This is a genomic window from Microbacterium sp. bgisy207 (assembly GCF_965345035.1).
Lineage (GTDB): Bacteria > Actinomycetota > Actinomycetes > Actinomycetales > Microbacteriaceae > Microbacterium.
On sequence record NZ_CBDRMG010000009.1, the window covers coordinates 85,260 to 105,385 of the forward strand.

Sequence of the window (20,126 nt, forward strand, 5' to 3'; positions counted from 1 at the left end):
CAGCTTATGGGTGGCGCAGCGCCGGGCCTATGGGTGATGCGACATCGACGGGAAGGGGCAGAACGGGCTGCGTGGAGTGCCCCGCCTAGAATGGTCCGGTGTCTGAAATCACCCCCGATCTCGTGCGCCATCTCGGCGTGCTCGCCCGGATCCACCTGAGCGACGAGGAGGTGGAGCGCCTGACGGGGCAGCTCGACGTGATCGTCGACAACATCGCCAAGGTCTCGCAGGTCGCGACCCCCGATGTGGTGGCGACGAGCCATCCGATCCCGTTGCAGAACGTCTTCCGCCCCGACGAGCCGGGCGACATGCTCACCCCCGAGCAGGTGCTTCAGAATGCGCCGGATGCTGCCGATGGCAGGTTCCGGGTCACCGCGATCCTGGGAGAAGAGCAGTGAGCGACGACCTCATCCGCCTGAGCGCGGCCGACCTCGCCGAGCAGCTGCGCACCGGTGCGGTCTCGAGTGTCGAGGCGACCCGCGCGCACCTCGACCGCATCGCGGCGGTGGATGCCGACATCCACGCCTTCCTGCACGTCAGCGATCACGCCATCGAGGTCGCCGAGACCATCGATGCCCGTCGGGCGGCGGGGGAGGACCTTCCGCCGCTTGCCGGGGTGCCGCTGGCGATCAAGGACGTGCTGGTCACGACCGACATGCCCGCCACGAGCGGTTCCCGCATCCTCGAGGGGTTCGTCTCGCCGTACGACGCGACGGTCGTCGCCCGCGCCCGCGCCGCCGGGCTCGTGCCACTGGGCAAGACGAACATGGACGAATTCGCGATGGGCTCGTCGACCGAGCACTCCGCGTACGGTCCCACCCACAACCCCTGGGACCTCGACCGCATCCCCGGCGGCTCCGGCGGCGGATCGGCGGCAGCGGTCGCCGCGTTCGAAGCGCCTCTCGCGCTGGGATCGGACACGGGCGGTTCGATCCGCCAGCCCGCGCACGTGACCGGAACCGTCGGCGTCAAGCCGACCTACGGCGCGGTCAGCCGGTACGGGGCGATCGCCCTGGCCTCGAGCCTCGATCAGATCGGCCCCGTCACCCGCACCGTGCTCGACGCGGGCCTGCTCCACGACGTCATCGGCGGGCACGACCCGCACGACTCCACCTCGCTGAACGAGCACTGGCCCTCGTTCGCGGATGCCGCCCGCGAGGGTGCCCGCGGCGATGTGCTCAAGGGCCTGCGGGTCGGCGTCATCCGCGAGCTGCCCGACAGCGGATTCCAGCCCGGCGTCTCGGCATCCTTCCGGGAAGCGCTCGCGGCCATGGAGGCCCAGGGAGCCGAGATCGTCGAGATCAGCGCACCCCACTTCGAGTACGGGGTCGCCGCGTACTACCTGATCCTTCCGGCTGAGGCATCCAGCAACCTCGCCAAGTTCGATTCCGTGCGCTTCGGACTGCGGGTCGACGTCCCCGGCGGCACGGTCGAAGACGTCATGGCGGCGACCCGGGATGCCGGGTTCGGCGACGAGGTCAAGCGCCGCATCATCCTCGGCACCTACGCGCTCAGCGCCGGATACTACGACGCGTACTACGGGTCGGCGCAGAAGGTACGCACGCTCATCCAGCGCGACTTCGACGAGGCGTTCGAGCAGGTCGACGTCATCGCGACCCCGACAGCGCCGACCACCGCGTTCCGCCTGGGCGAGCAGGTCGACGACCCCATGCAGATGTACCTGAACGACGTCGCGACGATCCCCGCGAACCTCGCCGGTGTGCCCGGCATCTCTCTCCCGTCGGGCCTGGCTGCCGAGGACGGCCTACCGGTCGGCATCCAGTTCCTCGCCCCCGCGCGGCAGGATGCCCGCCTCTACCGGGTCGGGGCGGCGCTGGAGGCGTTGCTGGTCGATGAGTGGGGAGGACCCCTGCTGGATCGGGCGCCGGTCCTGGGGGCATCGATGGGAGGGCGAGCCTGATGGCCACCGCGAAGCTGATGGACTTCGACAAGGCGCTCGAGCTGTTCGAGCCCGTGCTCGGATTCGAGGTGCACGTCGAGCTGAACACCCGCACGAAGATGTTCTCGCCCGCCGGCAACCCCGCTCACGCCGACAACCACGACGCTGCGCCCAACACCCTCGTCGCTCCCGTCGACATGGGGCTTCCGGGCGCGCTGCCGGTCGTCAACGAGACCGCGGTGCGTTCGTCGATCAGCCTCGGCCTGGCGCTGGGGTGCTCGATCGCCCCGTCGAGTCGGTTCGCGCGCAAGAACTACTTCTATCCCGACCTCGGAAAGAACTACCAGATCTCGCAGTACGACGAGCCGATCGCCTTCGAGGGCACCGTCGAGGTCGAGCTCGAAGACGGCACGATCGTGGAGGTCCCGATCGAGCGGGCCCACATGGAGGAGGATGCCGGCAAGCTCACCCACATGGGCGGGGCAACCGGCCGCATCCAGGGCGCCGAGTATTCGCTGGTCGACTACAACCGCGCCGGTGTGCCCCTCGTCGAGATCGTCACCAAGCCGATCTTCGGCGCCGAGCACCGTGCACCCGAGGTGGCCAAGGCATACGTACGGACCATCCGCGACATCGTGCTGTCGCTGGGCATCTCGGAGGCGCGACTGGAGCGCGGAAACCTCCGGTGCGATGCCAACGTGTCGTTGCGTCCCCGTACCGCCCCGGGAGAGCCGCCGGCGCCCCTGGGGACGCGCACCGAGACCAAGAACGTCAACTCGATGCGGTCGGTCGAGCGGGCGGTGCGCCACGAGATCCAGCGCCAGGCCGCGATCCTCGCCGCCGGCGGCACGATCATCCAGGAGACCCGCCACTGGCACGAAGACACCGGGACGACCTCGCCGGGACGCCCGAAGTCGGATGCCGACGACTACCGGTACTTCCCCGAGCCCGACCTGCTGCCGGTCGAGCCGTCGCTCGAGCTGATCGAGGAACTGCGCGCGGCGCTGCCCGAACCCCCGGCAGCGAGGCGTCGGCGCCTGAAGACCGAGTGGGGCTTCACGGACCTGGAGTTCCAGGACGTCGCCAATGGGGGCATCCTCGCCGAGGTGGAGGCGACGATCGCGGCGGGTGCGTCGCCGGCTGCCGCGCGCAAGTGGTGGACCGGCGAGATCGCCCGCATCGCGAACGCCCAGGAGCGGGAGGCGAGCGAGCTCGTCTCCCCGGCTGACGTGGCGGCGCTGCAGGCGCTCGTGGATGCGGGAACGCTCACCGACAAACTCGCCCGCCAGGTGCTCGAGGGTGTCATCGCGGGTGAGGGCACGCCCCAGGAGGTCGTGGACGCACGAGGGCTCGCTGTCGTCTCGGACGACGGAGCGCTCATTGCCGCGATCGACGAGGCGCTGGCCTCCCAGCCGGATGTGCTCGAGAAGATCCGCGACGGCAAGGTTCAGGCTGCCGGCGCGATCATCGGCGCCGTCATGAAAGCGATGAAAGGGCAGGCGGATGCCGCGCGCGTGCGTGAGCTGATTCTGGAGCGCGCTGGGCAGGCCTGATCGGTGCCCGGTTCAGGCCTGCCGCTCGAAGGCGGCAAGGTGATTCTGTGACCCGGCGAGCAGACGTTCGAGGACGACGGCGACGTCATCCGGTGCATCATCGAGAGCCTCGGTGAGGTCGGCGATGTCGGTCTGCTCGATGAGGACGCCGACGTCGATCGCGTCATCGCGGGAGCGCATGCCCTCGGCGATCAGCTGATCGTAGAGGGTCTGCAGGCTCGCGTCCTGGAAGAGGCCCACCTCGTTCACGCGCGGATCGGTCAGCCCGTAGTCGGGAAGCAGCGCGGCGACGGCCTCCTGATGAGTGGTCTCGGACGCCGCGATGTTCACGAACACGTTGCCGCCCCACGTATCACCGAGCACCGTGTACACGTCGTGCGCGAGCTTCTCCTCTTCGATGAGGTAGAGCAGCTGGGCGCGAAGCTCGGTCTCGGCATCGGCCGCGACGTCGGATTCGAGCGGCTCCGGTGAGGTGGAGGGCGGGGTCGACAGCGAAGCGGTCGGCGCAACAGGATCGACGGTCGTGCTCTCAGGCGGGGACGCTGTGCACCCGGCAAGTACGACGGTGGTGGAGATCAGCGCAGCAAGAGCGGCCGATGTGGCCAGCCTCGCCGCCTTCGAGGCGATCATCATGTACTCCTGTGAATCATGGATTCTGATACCCCCTAGGGTATAGCGGATGCGGATCCTCCGGCTGAAGGACGACCGTGAGAAAGCCCTCCGCCCGCTGTCGGAGGGGCGGAGGAGAATAGGGGCATGGGACGCGGGGATGGGCGCGATCGCCTCGTGTCGGCGGAGGACGCCGATGACACCGGGGCCGACATCCTGCATGTCGACATGGACGCGTTCTATGCCGCCGTCGAGGTGCTGGATGATCCGTCGTTGGCAGGCAAGCCCCTCATCATCGGGGCGCCGGAGAGCCGCTCGGTGGTCTCGAGCGCGTCGTACGAAGCGCGCGCGTTCGGCGTGCGCGCCGCGATGCCCGTCGGGCAGGCTCTGCGGCTGTGTCCGCAGGCGATCGTCGTACCACCCCACTTCGATCGCTACGTTGCGCTCTCGCGTGAAGTCATGCGGGTGTTCCACGACATCACCCCGCTGGTGGAGCCGCTCTCGATCGACGAGGCGTTCCTCGACGTGCGCGGGGCGCGCCGGCTTTGGGGCCCTCCCGGCACCATTGCCCGGATGCTTCGGGCGCGGGTGAAGGACGAAACCGGGCTGACGTGCAGCGTCGGGGCGGCGGCGACAAAGCACGTCGCCAAGATGGCCTCGACGATGAGCAAGCCCGACGGTCTGTTGATCATCGCCGAGGCCGACACCGCCGCGTTCCTCGCACCGCGCCCGGTTCGCGCTCTGTGGGGAGTGGGGCCGAAGGCTGCCGAGGCGCTCGCCTCGCGCGGCATCCACACCGTCTCCGATGTGATCGAGACACCGCGCGCGGTTCTCGACCGTGCGCTCGGCGCCGCGATGGGTGAGCGGGTCTGGAATCTTGCCCGCGGGCGCGATGCACGAGAGGTCACGACGACCCGCGTGGAGAAGAGCGTCGGTCACGAGGAGACGTTCCGCACGGATATCGGCGATGCGGCGGTGCTGCGCTCGGAGCTGCGGCGCCTCTCTGACCGCGTGGCGGCGCGCCTGCGCGCGGCGTCGTGGGAGGCGAGCAGCGTGGCGATCAAGGTGCGTTTCTCCGATTTCAGTACCGTCTCGCGCTCACGCACGCTCCCTGAACCCAGCTCGGTCGGTCAGCGGATCGGAGATGTCGCTCTCGAACTGTTCGACGACATCGACCGGCGCCTGCCCGTGAGGCTCGTGGGGGTCCGCGCCGAGAAGCTTCGGCCAGTGGCTGAGTCTGCGCCGGCGCTCTGGGACGATGACGGCGAGTGGCGACGTGTCGAGTCCGCGCTGGACACCGCGACGGCCCGCTTCGGTCGAGGAGCCGTCACCCGCGCGACACTCATCACCGAACGCGGGGGCGGAAGCCTGCCCTCGAATCCGCGTCCTCCGCGCGACATGCCGAACTGACACGACCCGGCCCATTTCGGCCTGTCCTCGGACGCTCGGTGCGGGTAGCGTGGGGCTCATGCCCAACATCGCGCTCGAAATCGGCAAGCAGGCAGCATCCTTCGGCGTCTCCGGCATCTACGGAGAACAGCAGGACGTCGACGGCATCCGGATCATTCCCGTCGCGCTCGCGTCGTCGGGTTTCGGCGGCGGCTCCGACGAGAGCGGCAACGGCGGCGGTGGCGCCGGAGGCACGGCGATCCCCATCGGCGCGTACATTCGCCGCGGTGACGATCTGCGTTTCGAGCCCAACCTGGTCTCGCTCCTCGCGGTCGGTATTCCTTTCGTCTGGGTTGCCGGGCATGTGCTGATCCGTGTCATTCGCGCCCTCAAGAAGTGACGCTCTCGTCGCCGACGCATTGACGGGGGCGACGGAGCTGCTGCGCGCCGACCTCCTCGCTCTGGGGATCGAAGCCCCTGTCGTGCTCATCGACGGACGCAGTGGGGCTGGAAAGACCAGCCTGGCGCGACTCCTTGTGGGTCAGTGGCCGCTGCCGCTGTCACCTCAGGTGCTGGCGTTGGACTCGACCTACCCGGGGTGGGACGGGCTGGATGCCGCTGTCGACGACGTCGCGCGACACGTTCTGACCCCGCACGCCCGAGGGCGGCGCGGAGCGTGGCGCCGGTGGGACTGGGAGGCGGCCGCATACGCCGAGACGCACGAGGTGGATGCCGGTCTGCCGCTGCTCGTGGAGGGCTCGGGCATCCTCACCCCGGTTACTGCCGAGTTGGCGCAGGTGCGCGTGTGGGTCGAGTCGCCGGAGCCGTCGCGTCGAGAACGCGCCCTCGAGCGGGATGGCGACACCTACCGGCCGCACTGGGAGAGGTGGGCACGACAGGAGCAGCGTCATATCGACCGCGACGATCCGGCGGCCCACGCCACTCACCATGTGGTCGTGCCCTGAGCGCAGCTAAGGGCTGCGGGCGTCGTCAGGGTGCCGTGGGCGGCGAATCCGAGTCGATCGCGGCGATCAGGCTGTCGAGCCGGTAGCCGAGCCAGTCGTAGATCCCGAACCTCGGATCGGTCGAATCGTGGTCGTCTTCGCTCTGAATGCCCAGGCGCGTGGCGAGGACGAGGCGGATCGCCGACAGGGTGCGCAGGAGTGCGCCGACGTCGTCAGCACTCGCATGGACGACGACCTCCTCGGTGAGAGACGCGTCGTCGGGCGCGATCGGCTGGTCGGGCAGCGTCGGGCGGAGGATCTCGAGAACGGCCTGGGCATCGACGTGACGACGCTCGAGCAGTTCTCGCTCCGTCAGGCGCCGGAACTCGCGCGCCGCGTCATCGTCGTCGCTGTATCCGTCCGGAACGAGCCGGGCAACCGCCTCGTCGCTGGCGGCATCCGTCGTCGCCTCGAGCAGATCCAGGAACTGCTGTGTCATCTGGGACAGGTGAAGCGCTTCCACCCGCGTGATCGCCATCACGAGCTCGCGCGTCATTGCGGGGCCCTCCGGACCGTGGCAGTCAGCCCGTAGTCGTGCATCGCGTGGACATGCAGTTCCATCTGCTCGCGCGCTCCTTCCGCGACCACGGCGTGGCCATCGTGGTGCACGGCGAGCATCAGCGACTCTGCCCGCTCAGCACTGAATCCGAAGTATGTGCGGAAGACGTGTGTCACGTAGCTCATCAGGTTGACCGGATCGTTCCACACCACTGTCTGCCAGGGCGTTTCGGGTGCGCCACGCAGTTCGAGATCCTCGTCGGCACGGGGGAGAGTCGCCGTGTTCATCATGCCCATCCCAACTCGTGGAGTCGGTCGTCGTCAATGCCGTAGAAGTGTGCGATTTCGTGGACAAGAGTCGTATGGATCTCGGCGCGAAGCTCGTCGAGGTCGTCGCACGCCGCCAAGTGCGCTTCACGATAGACGATAATCCGGTCGGGCAGCTCGCCCGCGCCGTACCTGTCGCGTTCGGTGAGCGCCCAACCGTCATACAGTCCGAGAAGATCCAGCGAACCGTCTTCGCCACGATCCTCGACCACGAAGACGACGTTGTCGAGGCCATCGACCATGTCGTCGGGAAGGCGATCGAGCTCGTCGACGACCAACTGCTCGAAGGTTTCCGCATCCATCTCGATCATGGCCGCACCCTGCCGGTGTCGTTCACGGCTTCATTGGGGTGAGTAACGGGACTTGAACCCGCGACCCCCTGGACCACAACCAGGTGCTCTACCAACTGAGCTATACCCACCATGTGCCCACCGAGGCGGGCAACCAAAAGATTCTCTCACACGCCGGAGGTGAACGCCGACACGGCGGCAGCCGCCGCCTGCTTGGCATCGTCGCTTGTGGGTCCGGGCTCGGGAACGAAGACGACGCTGCGGTAATACGCCAGTTCACGCAGGGATTCACTGATGTCGGCGAGAGCGCGGTGGCCGCCATCCTTCGCCGGGGCGTGGATGTAGGCGCGCGGATACCAGCGTCGCGCGAGCTCCTTGATGCTGGATACATCGACGTTGCGGTAGTGGAGCCACCGATCGACCCTGGGCATGTACTTCGCGAGGAACATTCGGTCAGTGCCGATCGTGTTGCCAGCGAGGGGCGCCTTGCCCTCTTGCGGAACGAAACGCTGAATGTACTCGAGAACCTCGAACTCCGCCTCGGCCACGCTCACGCCATTCGGGATCTCCTCGAGCAACCCCGACTTCTGATGCATGCTGGTGACGAACTCGTTCATGTTCGCCAGCGCGTAGGCGTCAGGCTTGATCACGACCTGGAAGCCCGGGTCGAGGGGGCGTAGTTCGAAGTCGGTGACGATGACGGCGATCTCGACGAGTTCATCGACGGCGAGATCCAGCCCGGTCATCTCGCAGTCGATCCACACCAGACGGTCGTTCTCGCTCGAGGCCATGCCGCCCATCCTAGAGCGGGGCCTCCCGGGTGCCCTGGCGGCTCCCGGTAATCTGGGAGATGCGCCTCCGTAGCTCAATGGATAGAGCAGCGGCCTTCTAATCCGCCGGTTACAGGTTCGAGTCCTGTCGGGGGCACGAGATGGAGAGGACCGTCCCGGAGGGGCGGTCCTCTCCGTCTCTACACCGCCCGATTCACGGGCCCCTGCCGCCGGAGGCTCCGCGCGTCGCGTCGCGGCGCGTGGAGTGGCGGGAGGGCGCGGGGGCACACTTCTCCTACCTCGGTGTGACCAGTGGCGCCGGAGCCAGCGGCGACGCCGGATGCCGTCTGCGTGCCGTGTCGAACAGCGGCAGCGTCACATGAACGAGAGGTCCGATCGTCAGGGCGAACAGCACGGTGCCCAGTCCGACAGTGCCGCCCAACAGCCATCCCAGAATGAGCACCGTCACCTCGACACTCGCCCGCGCCGCCCAGATCGGCATCCCGAAGCGGCTCCGAAGACCGGTCATGAGACCGTCCCGGGGTCCGGGTCCGAATCGTGCTCCGATGTACAGACCCGAGGCGATCGCGACCAGCACGATTCCGCCCACGAGGACGGCCAGCTGCGCGAGAAAGCCCGAAATGGGCGGCAGCAGCCACAGGGTGATCTGCATCGCGGTGCCGACGATCAGGATGTTGGCGATGGTGCCGATTCCAGGACGCTGGCGAAGCGGAATCCACGCCAGCAGGATCAGCAGCCCGAGAATGTTCGTCATCCAGCCGACCCCGATACCGGTGCGAAGCGAGAGCCCCTCGGCGAAGACAGTCCACGGGTCGACACCGAGCCCTGCCGCCACTGTCAGGGCCGCACCTGCGCCGTAGAGGGGGAGGCCGATGAGAAGTTGCACGATACGGCGGACCATGGCACCATCCAAGTCCAGAAGTGGACTGCGGCGACCAGTCCAATTGGGAAGGAGTGGCCATGGAGTCACGAATGTCCGCTCGTGCGCTCACCGTTGCGTTGGGCGGCTGGCGCACACGCGAGCCCGCATACGAGGCTCTCGCGGACGGCATCCGTCTGCTGTGCCTCGACAATCGCATCGCGCCCCGAACCGCGCTTCCCGCGGAACGCGAACTCGCGTCGGCGCTGGGCATCAGTCGCAGCACCGTGTCAATGGCGTACCAGAGCTTGCGGGACTCGGGCCACATCAGCAGCGTTCGCGGCTCCGGCAGCGTCACGCTCCCGCTCGGTCGGCGCGAGGTGGCGCGCGTCTTGGGGGCGACGGGCACGATCGATTTGCAGCAGGCGAGTCCACCCGCATGGCCGGGTCTTGCCGGACACATGGCGGATGTCGCCGCCGAGGCGGCCACCCTCGCCTCGCGATCGGGATACGACGTTCTGGGCCGCGCAGAGCTGCGTGAGGCGATCGCGGAACACTTCCGCGCGCGCGGGCTTCCGACCGAGCCCCGCCACGTCATGATCACCGCCGGCGCGCAGAGCGCGATCCACTTGCTCTCGAGCGTGCTGGTCAACCGCGGTGAGCGTGTCGCAATCGAGACTCCGACGTACCCGCACGCCGCAGACGCCCTGCGCCGCGCGGGCGGGCGACTGGTCGGCATACCCGTCGCCGCCGAGTCCGGGTGGGATCTGGAGCGCGTCGAGGAGTCGTTCGCGCGGACGCGTCCGGTGCTCGCGTACCTCATGCCCGACTTCCAGAATCCTACCGGGCGCAGCATGTCGGCGCATGAACGAGAGACAGTGCTCGCCGCCGCGCGTCGCTGGGGAACACGCCTCGTGATCGACGAGACCACCGCAGACCTCGACATCGATCGCGGTCCCTGCGACCGCGGCTTCCGCACCGATGACGAATCCCTCGTGATCCGCGTGGGTTCGCTCGGCAAGACCGTGTGGGGCGGTCTTCGCGTCGGATGGATCCGGACCGATCACGAGCTGATCGATCGACTCGTGCAAGAGCGGCCCGCGTACGATCTCGGCACCCCGGAGTTCGAACAGGCCGTCGCAACGGGACTCGTGCCCCGCCTTCCTGAGATCGCGCGACATCGAGGGGAGTTCCTGCGGGAGGGTCGGGACACGCTCGTCTCGGCCCTCGCGGAACGGCTGCCCGAGTGGCGCGTGCCGTCAGTGGACGGGGGTGTCGCGCTCTGGGTCGAACTGAATGCGCCACTGAGTTCTGCGCTCGTGCTTCAGGCTCGCTCGGCGGGACTGCTGCTGGCTGCCGGTCCCCGGTTCGCTCTCGAGGGGGGGAACGAGCGCCACCTGCGCATTCCCTTCACGGGGCCGCCCGCTGACCTGCGGCGTGCCGTCGAGATCTTGGCGCAGATCTGGCCGGGCGTGCTGCGGGATGCGCCACGCGGCGTGCGTGACCTCTGGAGCGCGCCGGTGTGACCTCCCGGCATCGATGCTCGCGTCATGTCGACAGGACGAGCGCGTCGATGGCGTCATCCTTGTTCCAGAATCGGCCGAGCACGTGAAAGCGGCGATCGCGCGGATGAAACCGCTTCACCGCGTAGTGCTCGCCCTGCTCGTCCCATCCGGCCCGCACCTGCCCGATGGGCCCGAGGTCGTCGTGCACCACTCGCCAGGTGTCGATTCCGATCGGTACGAGCCGTATGCGTGGTGTCGTCATCCCTCTCCCTCCGAGTCGAACATAGATCCGACCACCGACACGGATGCGGGGAACAGCAGATCCCGCGAGACTGTTGTCTCCAGTGGCGCCGCGGATCCGGCGCACAACAAGGAGAAATCATGCACACGTTCGTTCTTGCCGGGGGCTGCTTCTGGTGCCTCGACGCGGCATACCGCGCACTGCGAGGCGTCTCGTCGGTTGTCTCGGGTTACGTCGGCGGCGCTGTCGAGAATCCCTCGTATGAGCAGGTCTGCACCGGGCGCACCGGTCATGCCGAGGCTGTCGCGGTGACCTTCGACCCCGACGTCATCTCCGACGACGTGATCCTCGACGCGTTCTTCACGATGCACGATCCGCGTCAGCTCAACCGTCAGGGCAATGACATCGGAACCCAGTACCGCAGCGCGATGTTCCCGGCAGATGACGAGCAGCGCGAGCTTTTCGAGGCAGCGCGTGATCGTGCGGCGCAGTGGTGGGACGGCGGGATCGTCACGACGATCGAGCCGCTCGGAACGTTCTACCCCGCCGAGGAGTACCACCAGGACTTCTTCGCGAAGAACCCCACGCAGGGGTACTGCCTGGCCGTGGCGGTACCGAAGGTCAACAAGGTGCGGGCCCGCTTCGCCGAGTACGTCACCGCCTGAGCATTCCTCCCCAGCCGCGCGCGATGGGTGGTGCGTTCACGACACCGCTGCACCGCGCGCGGTAGCGGCCGCTGATCGGCGAGCCTGATCTCGGCGCTGGTACCCGACGGGCACTCGGGTACCAGCGCAGTCCGGAACAGGTCCGGACGGGAAAGGGAGAAATGTCAGACGTCATCACGGTCACCGGAAACGTGGCCACTCCACCGGAATTCAAAGTCACCACGGGCGGCATGCCGGTGGCGAACTTCCGCCTCGCCAGCGCCCAGCGCCACTTCGACCGATCAAGCGGCAGCTGGGTCGACGACGGGACGAACTGGTACAACGTGTCGGCGTTCCGCGGACTGGCGGAACACGTCGCCGCCTCGGTCTCCAAAGGCGAGCCCCTGGTCGTCACCGGCCGGCTACGACTTCGTGCGTGGGAGTCCGGGGGGAAGAAGGGAGTCAGCATCGAGATCGACGCCGAGACGCTCGGGCACGATCTGCGATGGGGCACGGCGACCTACACCAAACAGTCGAGCGCGCAAACTGCCGCCTCGGTGTCGGAGCCGAACACCCCACCCGTACCTGCGGCGGCGGAGGATGGCTGGGCGGCCCCCGGAGGTGCCGACGGCACTCGCCCTGCCCTGCACGCGGTCAGCGAGACGCCGTTCTAGCTCTCAGGGAGCCGCGGGGTGCGGGGCTCTAGACTCCTCTGCGTGTGTGCTGCTCGAATGACCGCTCCGCGCGAGGCGGCCGGTCGCCCGCGCGCCTCACGAGTGGCGGCAATCGTCGCCGCCGCCGCGATCGGGCTCGCCGGGTGCACCCCCAGCCCCTCGCCGACACCGACGCCGAGCGAGACAGCCAGTGCCCCACCGACGGCGACGGAGACGCCGACCCCGACGCCGCAGCAGCTGAGCGAGGCGACGGATGCCGATCAGGCGTTGCCGTTCTTCGCCGACGTGGTGACAGCAGTGTGGGCGACGGATCAGCGATTCCAGGGCCGCGCATACATCGACGCTCTGGTCCAGGCAGGGTTCGATAAGTCGGCCATGGAGGTCACGTACGACGAATCCACCGTCGGCAACCCCGCCGAGAGCATCCAGTTCTCGGTGAGGTGGGGGGATGAGTGTCTGGTCGGTCAGGTCGGGCCGTCCACCGGCGATCCGGTTGTCGCGGTCATGCCGGGTCTCGCAACCGAGCGGTGCCTCATCGGCGACACGCGGCCGATCGACTGGTGACAGTCGTCCGACACATCGCCCGGCACGGGCCGGCGGGATGCGGGGCCGGCCCCGTGCCGCCCGCCCGCCGGCGACCACTGAACGGGGCGTCGCCGGTCGGCCCGTAGACTGGTCGGGCTATGGCTGAGTACATCTATCAGATGGTCCGCGCCCGCAAGGCTGTGGGCGAGAAGCTGATCCTCGACGACGTGACGATGGCGTTCCTTCCAGGAGCGAAGATCGGCATGGTGGGGCCCAACGGTGCCGGAAAGTCGACGATCTTGAAGATCATGGCGGGTCTGGACACGCCGTCGAACGGTGAGGCAACGCTCACGCCGGGGTTCAGCGTCGGCATCCTGATGCAAGAGCCCGAGCTCGATGAGTCCAAGACGGTTCTTGAGAACATCCAGGACGGGATCGCGATCAAGGCCAAGCTCGATCGCTTCAACGAGATCTCCGGACTCATGAGCGACCCGGACGCCGACTTCGACAGCCTGCTCGCAGAGATGGGCACGTTGCAGGAAGAGATCGACGCGGCCGACGCGTGGGACCTCGACTCGCAGCTCGACCAGGCGATGAACGCCCTGCGGACACCGCCGGGAGACGCCCAGGTCGCGCACCTCTCGGGCGGTGAGAAGCGGCGTGTCGCGCTGACGAAGCTCCTGCTGCAGAAGCCCGATCTGCTGCTGCTCGACGAGCCCACCAACCACCTCGACGCCGAAAGCGTCCTGTGGTTGGAGCAGCACCTGCAGAAGTATGCGGGCGCGGTCATCGCGATCACGCACGACCGGTACTTCCTCGACAATGTCGCCGAGTGGATCGCGGAAGTCGACCGCGGCCGGCTCATCGGGTACGAGGGCAACTACTCGACCTACCTCGAGAAGAAGGCCGAGCGACTGGACATCCAGGGCAAGAAGGATGCCAAGCTCGCGAAGCGGCTGAAGGACGAGCTCGAGTGGGTCCGCTCCAACACGAAGGGCCGCCAGGCGAAATCCAAAGCGCGTCTCGCGCGCTATGAGGAGATGGCCGCCGAGGCGGAGCGTACGCGCAAGCTGGACTTCGAAGAGATCCAGATTCCGCCGGGTCCGCGACTGGGCAGTGTCGTCATCGAGGCCAAGAAGCTCAAGAAGGGCTTCGACGGGCGATCCCTCATCGATGGGCTGAGCTTCAGCCTTCCGCCCAACGGAATCGTCGGAGTCATCGGCCCCAACGGCGTGGGCAAGACGACTCTGTTCAAGACGATCGTCGGACTCGAGCCGCTCGATGGCGGCGAACTGAAGATCGGCGAGACGGTCAAGATCAGCTATGTCGACCAGACTCGCTCGAACATCGACCCGAACAAGACCCTGTGGGAGGTCGTGTCCGACGGCCTCGACATCATCACGGTCGGCAAGACGGAGATTCCCTCGCGCGCCTATGTGTCCAAGTTCGGCTTCAAGGGGCCCGATCAGCAGAAGAAGGCCGGCGTACTTTCCGGCGGTGAGCGCAACCGCCTCAACCTCGCGCTCACCCTCAAGGAGGGCGGCAACCTTCTCCTGCTGGACGAGCCGACGAACGACCTCGACGTCGAGACTCTCCAGTCGCTCGAGAACGCCCTCCTCGAGTTCCCCGGCTGCGCCGTGGTGATCACCCACGACCGGTGGTTCCTGGACCGCATCGCGACCCACATTCTCGCCTACGAGGGGACAGACGAGAATCCGGATGCGTGGTATTGGTTCGAGGGCAACTTCGAGGCGTATGAGCGAAACAAGCTCGAACGGCTCGGGCCCGACGCTCTCAACCGCGCGAGTTCCACATACCGCAAGCTGACGCGAGACTGAACTCGCGATGACCGAGCCGGAAGAGCCCGCGGCGGGGGGAGCCCGGGTCCACCTGCCGATCCATCTGCGCTGGGGAGATCTCGACGCGTTCAACCATGTGAACAACACGTCGATGCTCAAGTTGCTCGAGGAAGCGCGTGTGCGCGCGTTCTGGCAGCCCGGTGACGGCGAGACGGCTCCGCCGACCGCCGTCATGGACTCGAGCCTTCACTCCGGAGTGCTCACCCTCATCGCCCGCCAGGAGATCGAGTACGTGCGCCCGGTGCCCTACCAGCGGCACCCGCTCGATGTGCAACTGTGGTTCGGGCGGCTCGGTGGTTCGAGTATCGACGTCTGCTACGAGGTGTGCAGCCCGCGGGAGACCGCGGGCGAGAGCGGGCAGGAGATCTATGCGCGTGCGACGACGGTCGTCGTGAAGGTCGATGCCGATTCCGGCCGCCCGCTGCGTCTGAGCGAGCGAGAACGCGAGGCGTGGGCGCCGTATGTCGGTGAGCCGCTCCGATACGGTCACCGTCGCTGACAACAGCTAGGCGTGGTCGGGAACCCGGATCGTGATCTCCTGCGCGACGCTTGCCACCAGGATGCCATCAGCGGTGTAGATCCGGCCCGTGGCCAGTCCGCGACCGCCCCGCGCATTCGGTGACTCCTGGACGTACAACAGCCACTCGTCGACACGGGCGAATCGATGCCACCACATGGCATGGTCGAGACTTGCGACCTTGAGCCCCGGCGTTGCCCAGGCGATTCCGTGCGCGCGCAGGACCGATTCCTGGATCGTCATGTCGCTCATGTACGCGAGGGCCGCGCGATGCAGGTCGGGATCGTCGGGGAAGCGCCGACGTGTGCGGAACCACACCGCCTGGCGGGGGACGCGCTCGCCTTCCACGTGGAGGTAGATGGGCGAGGGGACGTGGCGCACATCGAGAGGGCGGTCCGTGAACATGCGCTTGCTCATGGGGTGAAGCCCGATCAGGTGGTCCTCGATGTCAGGCAGCTCCTCGGCACGAGGAATGCCCTCGGGCATCGGAGCCGCGTGCTCGAGGCCCGGGTCCTCGTCCTGGAACGACGCGATCATCGAGAAGATCGGCACGCCGTCCTGAAAGGCCTGCGTTCGGCGCGTCGAGAAGGATCGGCCGTCGTGGATCCGATCGACGGCGAACGTGATCTCGGCCGACGAATCTCCCGGGCGAAGGAAGTAGCCGTGCATGGAGTGCACGGACCGTCCCGGCGGGAGCGTGCGGGATGCGGCCACGATGGACTGCGAAAGCACCTGCCCTCCATAGACGCGACCGAGCGGCATCGACTGCGAGACTCCCGTGAAGATGTCCTCTGTCGTCCGGGCGCCGTTGGAGGAGAGATCGAGGACGGCCAGAAGCGACGCGACGGGATCGGCCTCGACGATCTCGCTGGAGGTGCCGTCGGTCATCGAGCCTCCTCGGAGCGCGAATGTGCCGCCGCGGGCGCGGCGCCTTTCTCGCTTGGTAGTTTAGGTCGGATGCCCACGCTCCTGATTCTCGCTGATGCCGAGACCGCGGTGGACGCGCAGACCTTCGCCTCGCGAGCGGCTCGTGTCGGAGACGGCGCGGTCAGGCTTCGCGCCGCCGACGGCATCCTGGTCATGAGCTGCGCGCCGATCGCACCCCGGGGCATCCTCGACACCTCGCCGACGGTCCTGGGCGTGCGCGTTCTCGGCGCCGACCCCGAGCTGTCCTGCGACGTCGTCGTCGACGGCGCATCGCTTCGCGCGGACGGTCAGGCCCTCCGGCTCCCCGACGCGGGGATGCGTGCAGCGTGGGCAGGGGTGTCGCCGCCCGTCGCGGATTGGACCCTGCTCGGCCACCTGTCATCGACGGATCTCGCCGCCGCCGCTCACCGCGGAATGGAGGACGTCGCCACCGCGGTGCCGGCGAACGCGGGGGAGGACGTGGTGCGCCAGATCCGAAGTGCGGTGTGGGGGGCATCCGATCCGCGTCTGGATGGCCTGCCTCGGGGCGCCGGATTCGTCGCGCAGGTGCTCGGATTCCTCGGGCAGGATGCGGAGACTGTGCCGCTGCGGGAGTCCGGTGCATGGCTGCGACTGTCGCTTCGCCGGGGCCACGTGCTGGTCCGGCGTGCCGGTGGCATTCGCCGCACTGGCGCGTCGTGACGCCGCGACCGTCGTCACGGCGGCACACTCATGCTTGACCGCGAATTCGCGCGACCCCTACGGTGACGGAATGGCGACTGCACCGATCACATTCACCGCTCCGGAGGGGAAGGGCCTCGCGGCCGGCACTCTGGGGCTCTGGGGCTCCACGGTCATCGGGCTGGCGTCCACCGCACCGGTCTACTCGCTCGTCGCGACGCTGGGGTTCATCGTCATCGCGGTCGGCGCGCAAGCGCCCATCATCTTCGTGCTGGCGTTCGTGCCCATGCTCTTCATCGCCTATGCCTACCGCGAGCTCAACCGGGAGATACCCGACTGCGGGACGACCTTCACCTGGGGTACGAAAGCCTTCGGACCGTGGGTCGGTTGGATGGGCGGCTGGGGTGTTGCGGTCGCGGGGATGGTGGTGCTCGCCAACCTCGCGCAGATCAGCGGAATCTACCTGTGGGCGCTCGTCGACGGGATCGTCGGAAGCCCCCAGGACGCGCTGCTGGCGGACAACGCACCTTTGGTCACGGTGACGGGCGTCGTCTTCATCGCCGCCATGACCTGGGTGAGCTGGCGCGGCGTGGAGATCGGGGAGAAGGTCCAGAACGTCCTGCTGTCGGTGCAGTACCTCGCTCTGGCGATCTTCGTCGTGGCCGCGCTGTGGCACTTCTTCGGCGGCAGCGCGCCCGATCCCACGCCCTTCGAGTGGTCGTGGTTCAACCCGTTCGCGATCGCCGACTGGAGCGGGTTCGTGCAGGCGATCCTGTTGGCGCTGTTCATCTACTGGGGATGGGACACCACCCTGGCCCTGAACGAGGAGACGAAGGACCCACGGCGCATCCCGGGACTTGCCGCGCTGCTGACGACGGTGATCCTGCTGGTGACGTACGTCACCGTCACGGTCGCGGCGATGATGTACGCGGGTCTCGGTGACGGACCCACGGGCCTGGGGAACGAGACGAATGCCGACGATTTCTTCATCGCCGTCAAGGATGGTCTTCTCGGCCCGCTCGGCTGGGTACTCATCGTTGCCGTCATGGTGTCGGCGATCTCGTCGACGCAGACGACCATCCTCCCGACCGCGCGCGGCACGCTCGCGATGGCCGCGTACCGCGCGCTGCCCAAGAAGTTCGCGACGGTCCACCCGCGCTTTCGGACGCCGTCGTTCTCGACGCTGGTCATGGGCATCGTCGCCATCGTCTACTACGTCGGCATGACCCTGATCAGCGACAACATCCTGCAGGACTCGATTCTTTCGCTCGGTCTTGCGATCGCGTTCTACTACGCGATCACCGGCTACGCCTGCGTCTGGTACTTCCGGCGGGAGCTGTTCACATCTCGCAGGAACTTCTTCTACAAGTTCCTCTTTCCCCTCCTGGGCGCCCTCACCCTGACGTACGCCTTCGTGCAATCCGCGATCGACATGTACGACGTCGATTACGGATACACGGTGCTTCTCGGGGTCGGCGGCACTTTCGTGCTGGGAATCGGAGCGCTCGCGTTCGGTGTTGTGCTGATGCTCCTGTGGTTCCTGTTCCCCCGTGCGAAGTCCTTCTTCCGGGGGGAGAGCCTGAACCGTGACACGCCCGTGCTCGTCCGGGACGCGCCGTCAGAGTACGGCCGCTCGGTGGACGGTGGGCTGACCTGAACCGGCCCCGGCGCGTCGACCCTCAGCGATCAGGTGTGCGTCGCGGCGCCGCGACCGGCTGCGCGGCCTGAGAAGAGGCATCCACCGACGAACGTGCCCTCGAGCGCGCGGTATCCGTGGACGCCTCCGCCACCGAACCCGCTGGCCTCGCCGGCGGCGAACAGCCCGGGGAGGGGAGTGCCGCCGGGCTGGAGGACTCGTCCCTCCAGATCGGTCTCGATGCCGCCGAGTGACTTGCGGGTGAGGACGTGCAGCTTGACCGCAATGAGCGGACCGGCGTCGGGATCGGTGATGCGGTGTGGGGCCGCCGTGCGCACCAAGCGGTCGCCGCGGTATGCCCGCGCGGAGCGCAGCATCGCCACCTGCGCGTCCTTCGTGAACTCGTTGTCCATCTCACGATCGCGCGCCTGGACCTCGAATCGCACGCGGTCGGCATCGAGCGCGTCACCGCCCGGCATGGCACGCATGCCATCGATGAGACTGTCGAGGTCATCCCGGATGACGAAATCCGCACCATGGTCGAGGAATGCCTGCACGGGGCCGGCAGCGCCCTTCCCCAGCCGGGAGCGCAGGAGCAGGCGCACATCCTTCCCGGTGAGATCCGGGTTCTGTTCGCTGCCCGACAGGGTGAACTCCTTCTCGACGATGCGCTGAGAGAGCACGAACCACGAATGATCGTGGCCTGTCGCGCGCAGGTGAGCGAGGGTGCCGAGCGTGTCGAAGCCCGGGAACAGGGGCACGGGCAGGCGTGCCCCGGTGGCATCGAGCCAGAGCGAGGAGGGCCCAGGAAGAATCCGGATGCCGTGCATCGGCCAGATGGGGTCCCAGTTCTGGATGCCTTCGACGTAGTGCCACATGCGGTCGCGATTGATGAGGTTCGCTCCCACGGCCTGCGTGACCTCGAGCATGGATCCGTCGACGTAGGCGGGAACACCGCACACCATGTCGGTCGGCGCGGTGCCGAGCCTCTCGGGCCACCATCTGCGGACGAGGTCATGGTTTCCCCCGATCCCGCCGGAGGCGACCACGGTCGCCCCGGCCTCGATCGAGAACGTCCCGACGACCTCCCTCGAGGTCGCCAGTCCTCGGGCGGCGCTGGAAGGGGCGAGCACGTCGCCCTCGGCGCCGGTGATCGCACCATCCGTGACCGTCAGCGCGCTGACCCGGTGGCGCGGGAGGACGGTGAGCATCCCCGCACGCTCGGCCTGCTCGATCGCCGCCTGGAACGGAGCGACAAGGCCCGGTCCCGTACCCCAGGTGATGTGGAATCGCGGCACGGAGTTGCCGGGACCGCCGGCGGTGTACCCGCCCCGCTCGGCCCAGCCCACGACGGGGAAGAAGCCGACCCCGCGCTCGCGGAGCCAGCTGCGCTTCTCTCCTGCCGCGAAGTGAAGGTACGCCTCTGCCCACCGCCGCGGCCACGCGTCCTCGTCGCGGTCGAAGCCGGCCGTGCCGAACCAGTCCTGGCGTGCCAGTTCGAGACTGTCGCGGATGCCCATGCGTCGTTGCTCGGGGGAGTCGACGAAGAACAGCCCACCGAAGGACCACCATGCTTGGCCGCCGAGGTTGGTGCGCGGCTCCTGGTCGATGATCGTGACGCGTTTACCGGCGGCCGTCGCTTCAGCAGCGGCGACCAGGCCTGCCAGCCCCCAGCCGATCACCAGGACGTCGGTGCGGTGAACGGATGCTGCGGTCAT

At 67.7% G+C, this 20,126-nt stretch carries 23 protein-coding genes and 2 tRNA genes; 15 read left to right on the top strand and 10 right to left on the bottom strand.

The annotated features are described in order from the left end of the window. Positions 1-98 precede the first annotated feature (98 nt). From gatC to gatB, 3 genes are read left to right on the top strand one after another with little or no spacing between them, the layout of a single operon-like run. A complete protein-coding gene (gene gatC / locus ACSGC5_RS10490; RefSeq protein WP_434970568.1) occupies positions 99-398 on the top strand; it encodes an Asp-tRNA(Asn)/Glu-tRNA(Gln) amidotransferase subunit GatC in 300 nt (99 codons plus the stop codon). Beyond that, positions 395-1,921 (top strand): Asp-tRNA(Asn)/Glu-tRNA(Gln) amidotransferase subunit GatA, encoded by a 1,527-nt coding sequence (gene gatA / locus ACSGC5_RS10495; RefSeq protein ID WP_434970569.1) that lies wholly within the window; start codon positions 395-397, stop codon positions 1,919-1,921. The genes gatC and gatA overlap by 4 nt, the downstream gene beginning before the upstream one ends. Next, entirely contained in the window at positions 1,921-3,453 is a 1,533-nt protein-coding gene (gene gatB, locus ACSGC5_RS10500) for an Asp-tRNA(Asn)/Glu-tRNA(Gln) amidotransferase subunit GatB (protein ID WP_434970570.1), read from the top strand. Before gatA ends, gatB begins: the two co-directional genes overlap by 1 nt. Positions 3,454-3,465: 12 nt before the next feature. Here gatB and ACSGC5_RS10505 read toward each other — a convergent pair whose 3' ends face one another. Beyond that, entirely contained in the window at positions 3,466-4,086 is a 621-nt protein-coding gene (locus tag ACSGC5_RS10505) for a DUF2202 domain-containing protein (protein ID WP_434970571.1), read from the bottom strand. A gap of 123 nt (positions 4,087-4,209) precedes the next feature. On the opposite strand from ACSGC5_RS10505, the gene ACSGC5_RS10510 reads away from it, so the two are divergent. From ACSGC5_RS10510 to ACSGC5_RS10520, 3 genes are read left to right on the top strand one after another with little or no spacing between them, the layout of a single operon-like run. Next, positions 4,210-5,472: a DNA polymerase IV gene (locus ACSGC5_RS10510; protein WP_434970572.1), complete on the top strand. Its 1,263-nt coding sequence runs from the start codon at positions 4,210-4,212 to the stop codon at positions 5,470-5,472. A gap of 58 nt (positions 5,473-5,530) precedes the next feature. Then, entirely contained in the window at positions 5,531-5,851 is a 321-nt protein-coding gene (locus ACSGC5_RS10515; protein WP_434970573.1) for a hypothetical protein, read from the top strand. Next, the gene (locus ACSGC5_RS10520) at positions 5,826-6,416 is read left to right on the top strand and encodes a hypothetical protein (protein ID WP_434970574.1); all 591 of its coding nucleotides are present in this window, start codon (positions 5,826-5,828) and stop codon (positions 6,414-6,416) included. The genes ACSGC5_RS10515 and ACSGC5_RS10520 overlap by 26 nt, the downstream gene beginning before the upstream one ends. A gap of 25 nt (positions 6,417-6,441) precedes the next feature. On the opposite strand, the gene ACSGC5_RS10525 is transcribed toward ACSGC5_RS10520, so the two are convergent. The 5 genes from ACSGC5_RS10525 to orn form a co-directional block, all read right to left on the bottom strand. Further along, on the bottom strand, positions 6,442-6,951 hold the full coding sequence (locus ACSGC5_RS10525; protein ID WP_434970575.1) for a DUF2017 family protein: 510 nt from the start codon (positions 6,949-6,951) through the stop codon (positions 6,442-6,444). After that, a complete protein-coding gene (clpS, locus tag ACSGC5_RS10530) occupies positions 6,948-7,250 on the bottom strand; it encodes an ATP-dependent Clp protease adapter ClpS (protein ID WP_434970576.1) in 303 nt (100 codons plus the stop codon). Before clpS ends, ACSGC5_RS10525 begins: the two co-directional genes overlap by 4 nt. After that, entirely contained in the window at positions 7,241-7,591 is a 351-nt protein-coding gene (locus ACSGC5_RS10535; protein ID WP_434970577.1) for a metallopeptidase family protein, read from the bottom strand. The genes clpS and ACSGC5_RS10535 overlap by 10 nt, the downstream gene beginning before the upstream one ends. Positions 7,592-7,625: 34 nt before the next feature. Further along, positions 7,626-7,701, bottom strand: a tRNA-His gene (locus ACSGC5_RS10540). Between the two features lie 36 nt (positions 7,702-7,737). Beyond that, positions 7,738-8,361, bottom strand: a complete 624-nt coding sequence (gene orn / locus ACSGC5_RS10545) for an oligoribonuclease (protein WP_434970578.1) — start codon at positions 8,359-8,361, stop codon at positions 7,738-7,740. A gap of 63 nt (positions 8,362-8,424) precedes the next feature. On the opposite strand from orn, the gene ACSGC5_RS10550 reads away from it, so the two are divergent. Next, a tRNA-Arg gene (locus tag ACSGC5_RS10550) sits at positions 8,425-8,497 on the top strand. 138 nt (positions 8,498-8,635) lie between these two features. Here ACSGC5_RS10550 and ACSGC5_RS10555 read toward each other — a convergent pair. After that, complete coding sequence (locus ACSGC5_RS10555; RefSeq protein ID WP_434970579.1) at positions 8,636-9,262, bottom strand: YczE/YyaS/YitT family protein; 627 nt, start codon at positions 9,260-9,262, stop codon at positions 8,636-8,638. A 59-nt stretch (positions 9,263-9,321) separates the two neighbouring features. Here ACSGC5_RS10555 and ACSGC5_RS10560 point away from each other — a divergent pair, with 59 nt between their 5' ends. Continuing rightward, positions 9,322-10,746, top strand: a complete 1,425-nt coding sequence (locus ACSGC5_RS10560) for a PLP-dependent aminotransferase family protein (RefSeq protein ID WP_434970580.1) — start codon at positions 9,322-9,324, stop codon at positions 10,744-10,746. 22 nt (positions 10,747-10,768) lie between these two features. Here ACSGC5_RS10560 and ACSGC5_RS10565 read toward each other — a convergent pair whose 3' ends face one another. Beyond that, positions 10,769-10,987, bottom strand: coding sequence for a hypothetical protein (locus ACSGC5_RS10565; protein ID WP_434970581.1), 219 nt, complete (start codon positions 10,985-10,987; stop codon positions 10,769-10,771). 119 nt (positions 10,988-11,106) lie between these two features. Between ACSGC5_RS10565 and msrA the strand changes: the two genes are divergently transcribed. From msrA to ACSGC5_RS10590, 5 genes are all read left to right on the top strand, one after another. Beyond that, on the top strand, positions 11,107-11,631 hold the full coding sequence (gene msrA, locus ACSGC5_RS10570) for a peptide-methionine (S)-S-oxide reductase MsrA (protein ID WP_434970582.1): 525 nt from the start codon (positions 11,107-11,109) through the stop codon (positions 11,629-11,631). A 161-nt stretch (positions 11,632-11,792) separates the two neighbouring features. Next, on the top strand, positions 11,793-12,284 hold the full coding sequence (locus tag ACSGC5_RS10575; RefSeq protein ID WP_434970583.1) for a single-stranded DNA-binding protein: 492 nt from the start codon (positions 11,793-11,795) through the stop codon (positions 12,282-12,284). A 57-nt stretch (positions 12,285-12,341) separates the two neighbouring features. After that, positions 12,342-12,848: a DUF6993 domain-containing protein gene (locus ACSGC5_RS10580; protein WP_434970584.1), complete on the top strand. Its 507-nt coding sequence runs from the start codon at positions 12,342-12,344 to the stop codon at positions 12,846-12,848. A 119-nt stretch (positions 12,849-12,967) separates the two neighbouring features. Next, on the top strand, positions 12,968-14,647 hold the full coding sequence (gene ettA, locus ACSGC5_RS10585) for an energy-dependent translational throttle protein EttA (protein ID WP_434970585.1): 1,680 nt from the start codon (positions 12,968-12,970) through the stop codon (positions 14,645-14,647). 7 nt (positions 14,648-14,654) lie between these two features. Continuing rightward, a complete protein-coding gene (locus ACSGC5_RS10590) occupies positions 14,655-15,167 on the top strand; it encodes an acyl-CoA thioesterase (protein ID WP_434970586.1) in 513 nt (170 codons plus the stop codon). 6 nt (positions 15,168-15,173) lie between these two features. On the opposite strand, the gene ACSGC5_RS10595 is transcribed toward ACSGC5_RS10590, so the two are convergent. Beyond that, positions 15,174-16,073, bottom strand: a complete 900-nt coding sequence (locus ACSGC5_RS10595; protein ID WP_434970587.1) for an acyl-CoA thioesterase — start codon at positions 16,071-16,073, stop codon at positions 15,174-15,176. A 69-nt stretch (positions 16,074-16,142) separates the two neighbouring features. On the opposite strand from ACSGC5_RS10595, the gene ACSGC5_RS10600 reads away from it, so the two are divergent. Together ACSGC5_RS10600 and ACSGC5_RS10605 are read left to right on the top strand one after the other, a co-directional pair. Then, positions 16,143-16,793, top strand: coding sequence for a hypothetical protein (locus tag ACSGC5_RS10600; RefSeq protein ID WP_434970588.1), 651 nt, complete (start codon positions 16,143-16,145; stop codon positions 16,791-16,793). Between the two features lie 70 nt (positions 16,794-16,863). Then, positions 16,864-18,429, top strand: coding sequence for an APC family permease (locus ACSGC5_RS10605; protein WP_434970589.1), 1,566 nt, complete (start codon positions 16,864-16,866; stop codon positions 18,427-18,429). A 29-nt stretch (positions 18,430-18,458) separates the two neighbouring features. Here the strand turns inward: ACSGC5_RS10605 and ACSGC5_RS10610 are convergent, their stop codons facing one another. Next, positions 18,459-20,126: an FAD-binding dehydrogenase gene (locus tag ACSGC5_RS10610; protein WP_434970590.1), complete on the bottom strand. Its 1,668-nt coding sequence runs from the start codon at positions 20,124-20,126 to the stop codon at positions 18,459-18,461.

Excerpts from the sequence above, each read along its gene's own strand:
- gatB (WP_434970570.1), top strand. The coding sequence starts at position 1,921 with ATGGCCACCGCGAAGCTGATGGACTTCGACAAGGCGCTCGAGCTGTTC.
- ACSGC5_RS10505 (WP_434970571.1), bottom strand. The coding sequence starts at position 4,086 with ATGATGATCGCCTCGAAGGCGGCGAGGCTGGCCACATCGGCCGCTCTT.
- ACSGC5_RS10510 (WP_434970572.1), top strand. The coding sequence starts at position 4,210 with ATGGGACGCGGGGATGGGCGCGATCGCCTCGTGTCGGCGGAGGACGCC.
- ACSGC5_RS10515 (WP_434970573.1), top strand. The coding sequence starts at position 5,531 with ATGCCCAACATCGCGCTCGAAATCGGCAAGCAGGCAGCATCCTTCGGC.
- ACSGC5_RS10525 (WP_434970575.1), bottom strand. The coding sequence starts at position 6,951 with ATGACGCGCGAGCTCGTGATGGCGATCACGCGGGTGGAAGCGCTTCAC.
- clpS (WP_434970576.1), bottom strand. The coding sequence starts at position 7,250 with ATGGGCATGATGAACACGGCGACTCTCCCCCGTGCCGACGAGGATCTC.
- ACSGC5_RS10535 (WP_434970577.1), bottom strand. The coding sequence starts at position 7,591 with ATGATCGAGATGGATGCGGAAACCTTCGAGCAGTTGGTCGTCGACGAG.
- orn (WP_434970578.1), bottom strand. The coding sequence starts at position 8,361 with ATGGCCTCGAGCGAGAACGACCGTCTGGTGTGGATCGACTGCGAGATG.
- ACSGC5_RS10555 (WP_434970579.1), bottom strand. The coding sequence starts at position 9,262 with ATGGTCCGCCGTATCGTGCAACTTCTCATCGGCCTCCCCCTCTACGGC.
- ACSGC5_RS10560 (WP_434970580.1), top strand. The coding sequence starts at position 9,322 with ATGGAGTCACGAATGTCCGCTCGTGCGCTCACCGTTGCGTTGGGCGGC.
- ACSGC5_RS10565 (WP_434970581.1), bottom strand. The coding sequence starts at position 10,987 with ATGACGACACCACGCATACGGCTCGTACCGATCGGAATCGACACCTGG.
- msrA (WP_434970582.1), top strand. The coding sequence starts at position 11,107 with ATGCACACGTTCGTTCTTGCCGGGGGCTGCTTCTGGTGCCTCGACGCG.
- ACSGC5_RS10575 (WP_434970583.1), top strand. The coding sequence starts at position 11,793 with ATGTCAGACGTCATCACGGTCACCGGAAACGTGGCCACTCCACCGGAA.
- ACSGC5_RS10580 (WP_434970584.1), top strand. The coding sequence starts at position 12,342 with ATGACCGCTCCGCGCGAGGCGGCCGGTCGCCCGCGCGCCTCACGAGTG.
- ettA (WP_434970585.1), top strand. The coding sequence starts at position 12,968 with ATGGCTGAGTACATCTATCAGATGGTCCGCGCCCGCAAGGCTGTGGGC.
- ACSGC5_RS10590 (WP_434970586.1), top strand. The coding sequence starts at position 14,655 with ATGACCGAGCCGGAAGAGCCCGCGGCGGGGGGAGCCCGGGTCCACCTG.
- ACSGC5_RS10595 (WP_434970587.1), bottom strand. The coding sequence starts at position 16,073 with ATGACCGACGGCACCTCCAGCGAGATCGTCGAGGCCGATCCCGTCGCG.
- ACSGC5_RS10600 (WP_434970588.1), top strand. The coding sequence starts at position 16,143 with ATGCCCACGCTCCTGATTCTCGCTGATGCCGAGACCGCGGTGGACGCG.
- ACSGC5_RS10605 (WP_434970589.1), top strand. The coding sequence starts at position 16,864 with ATGGCGACTGCACCGATCACATTCACCGCTCCGGAGGGGAAGGGCCTC.
- ACSGC5_RS10610 (WP_434970590.1), bottom strand. The coding sequence starts at position 20,126 with ATGACCGCAGCATCCGTTCACCGCACCGACGTCCTGGTGATCGGCTGG.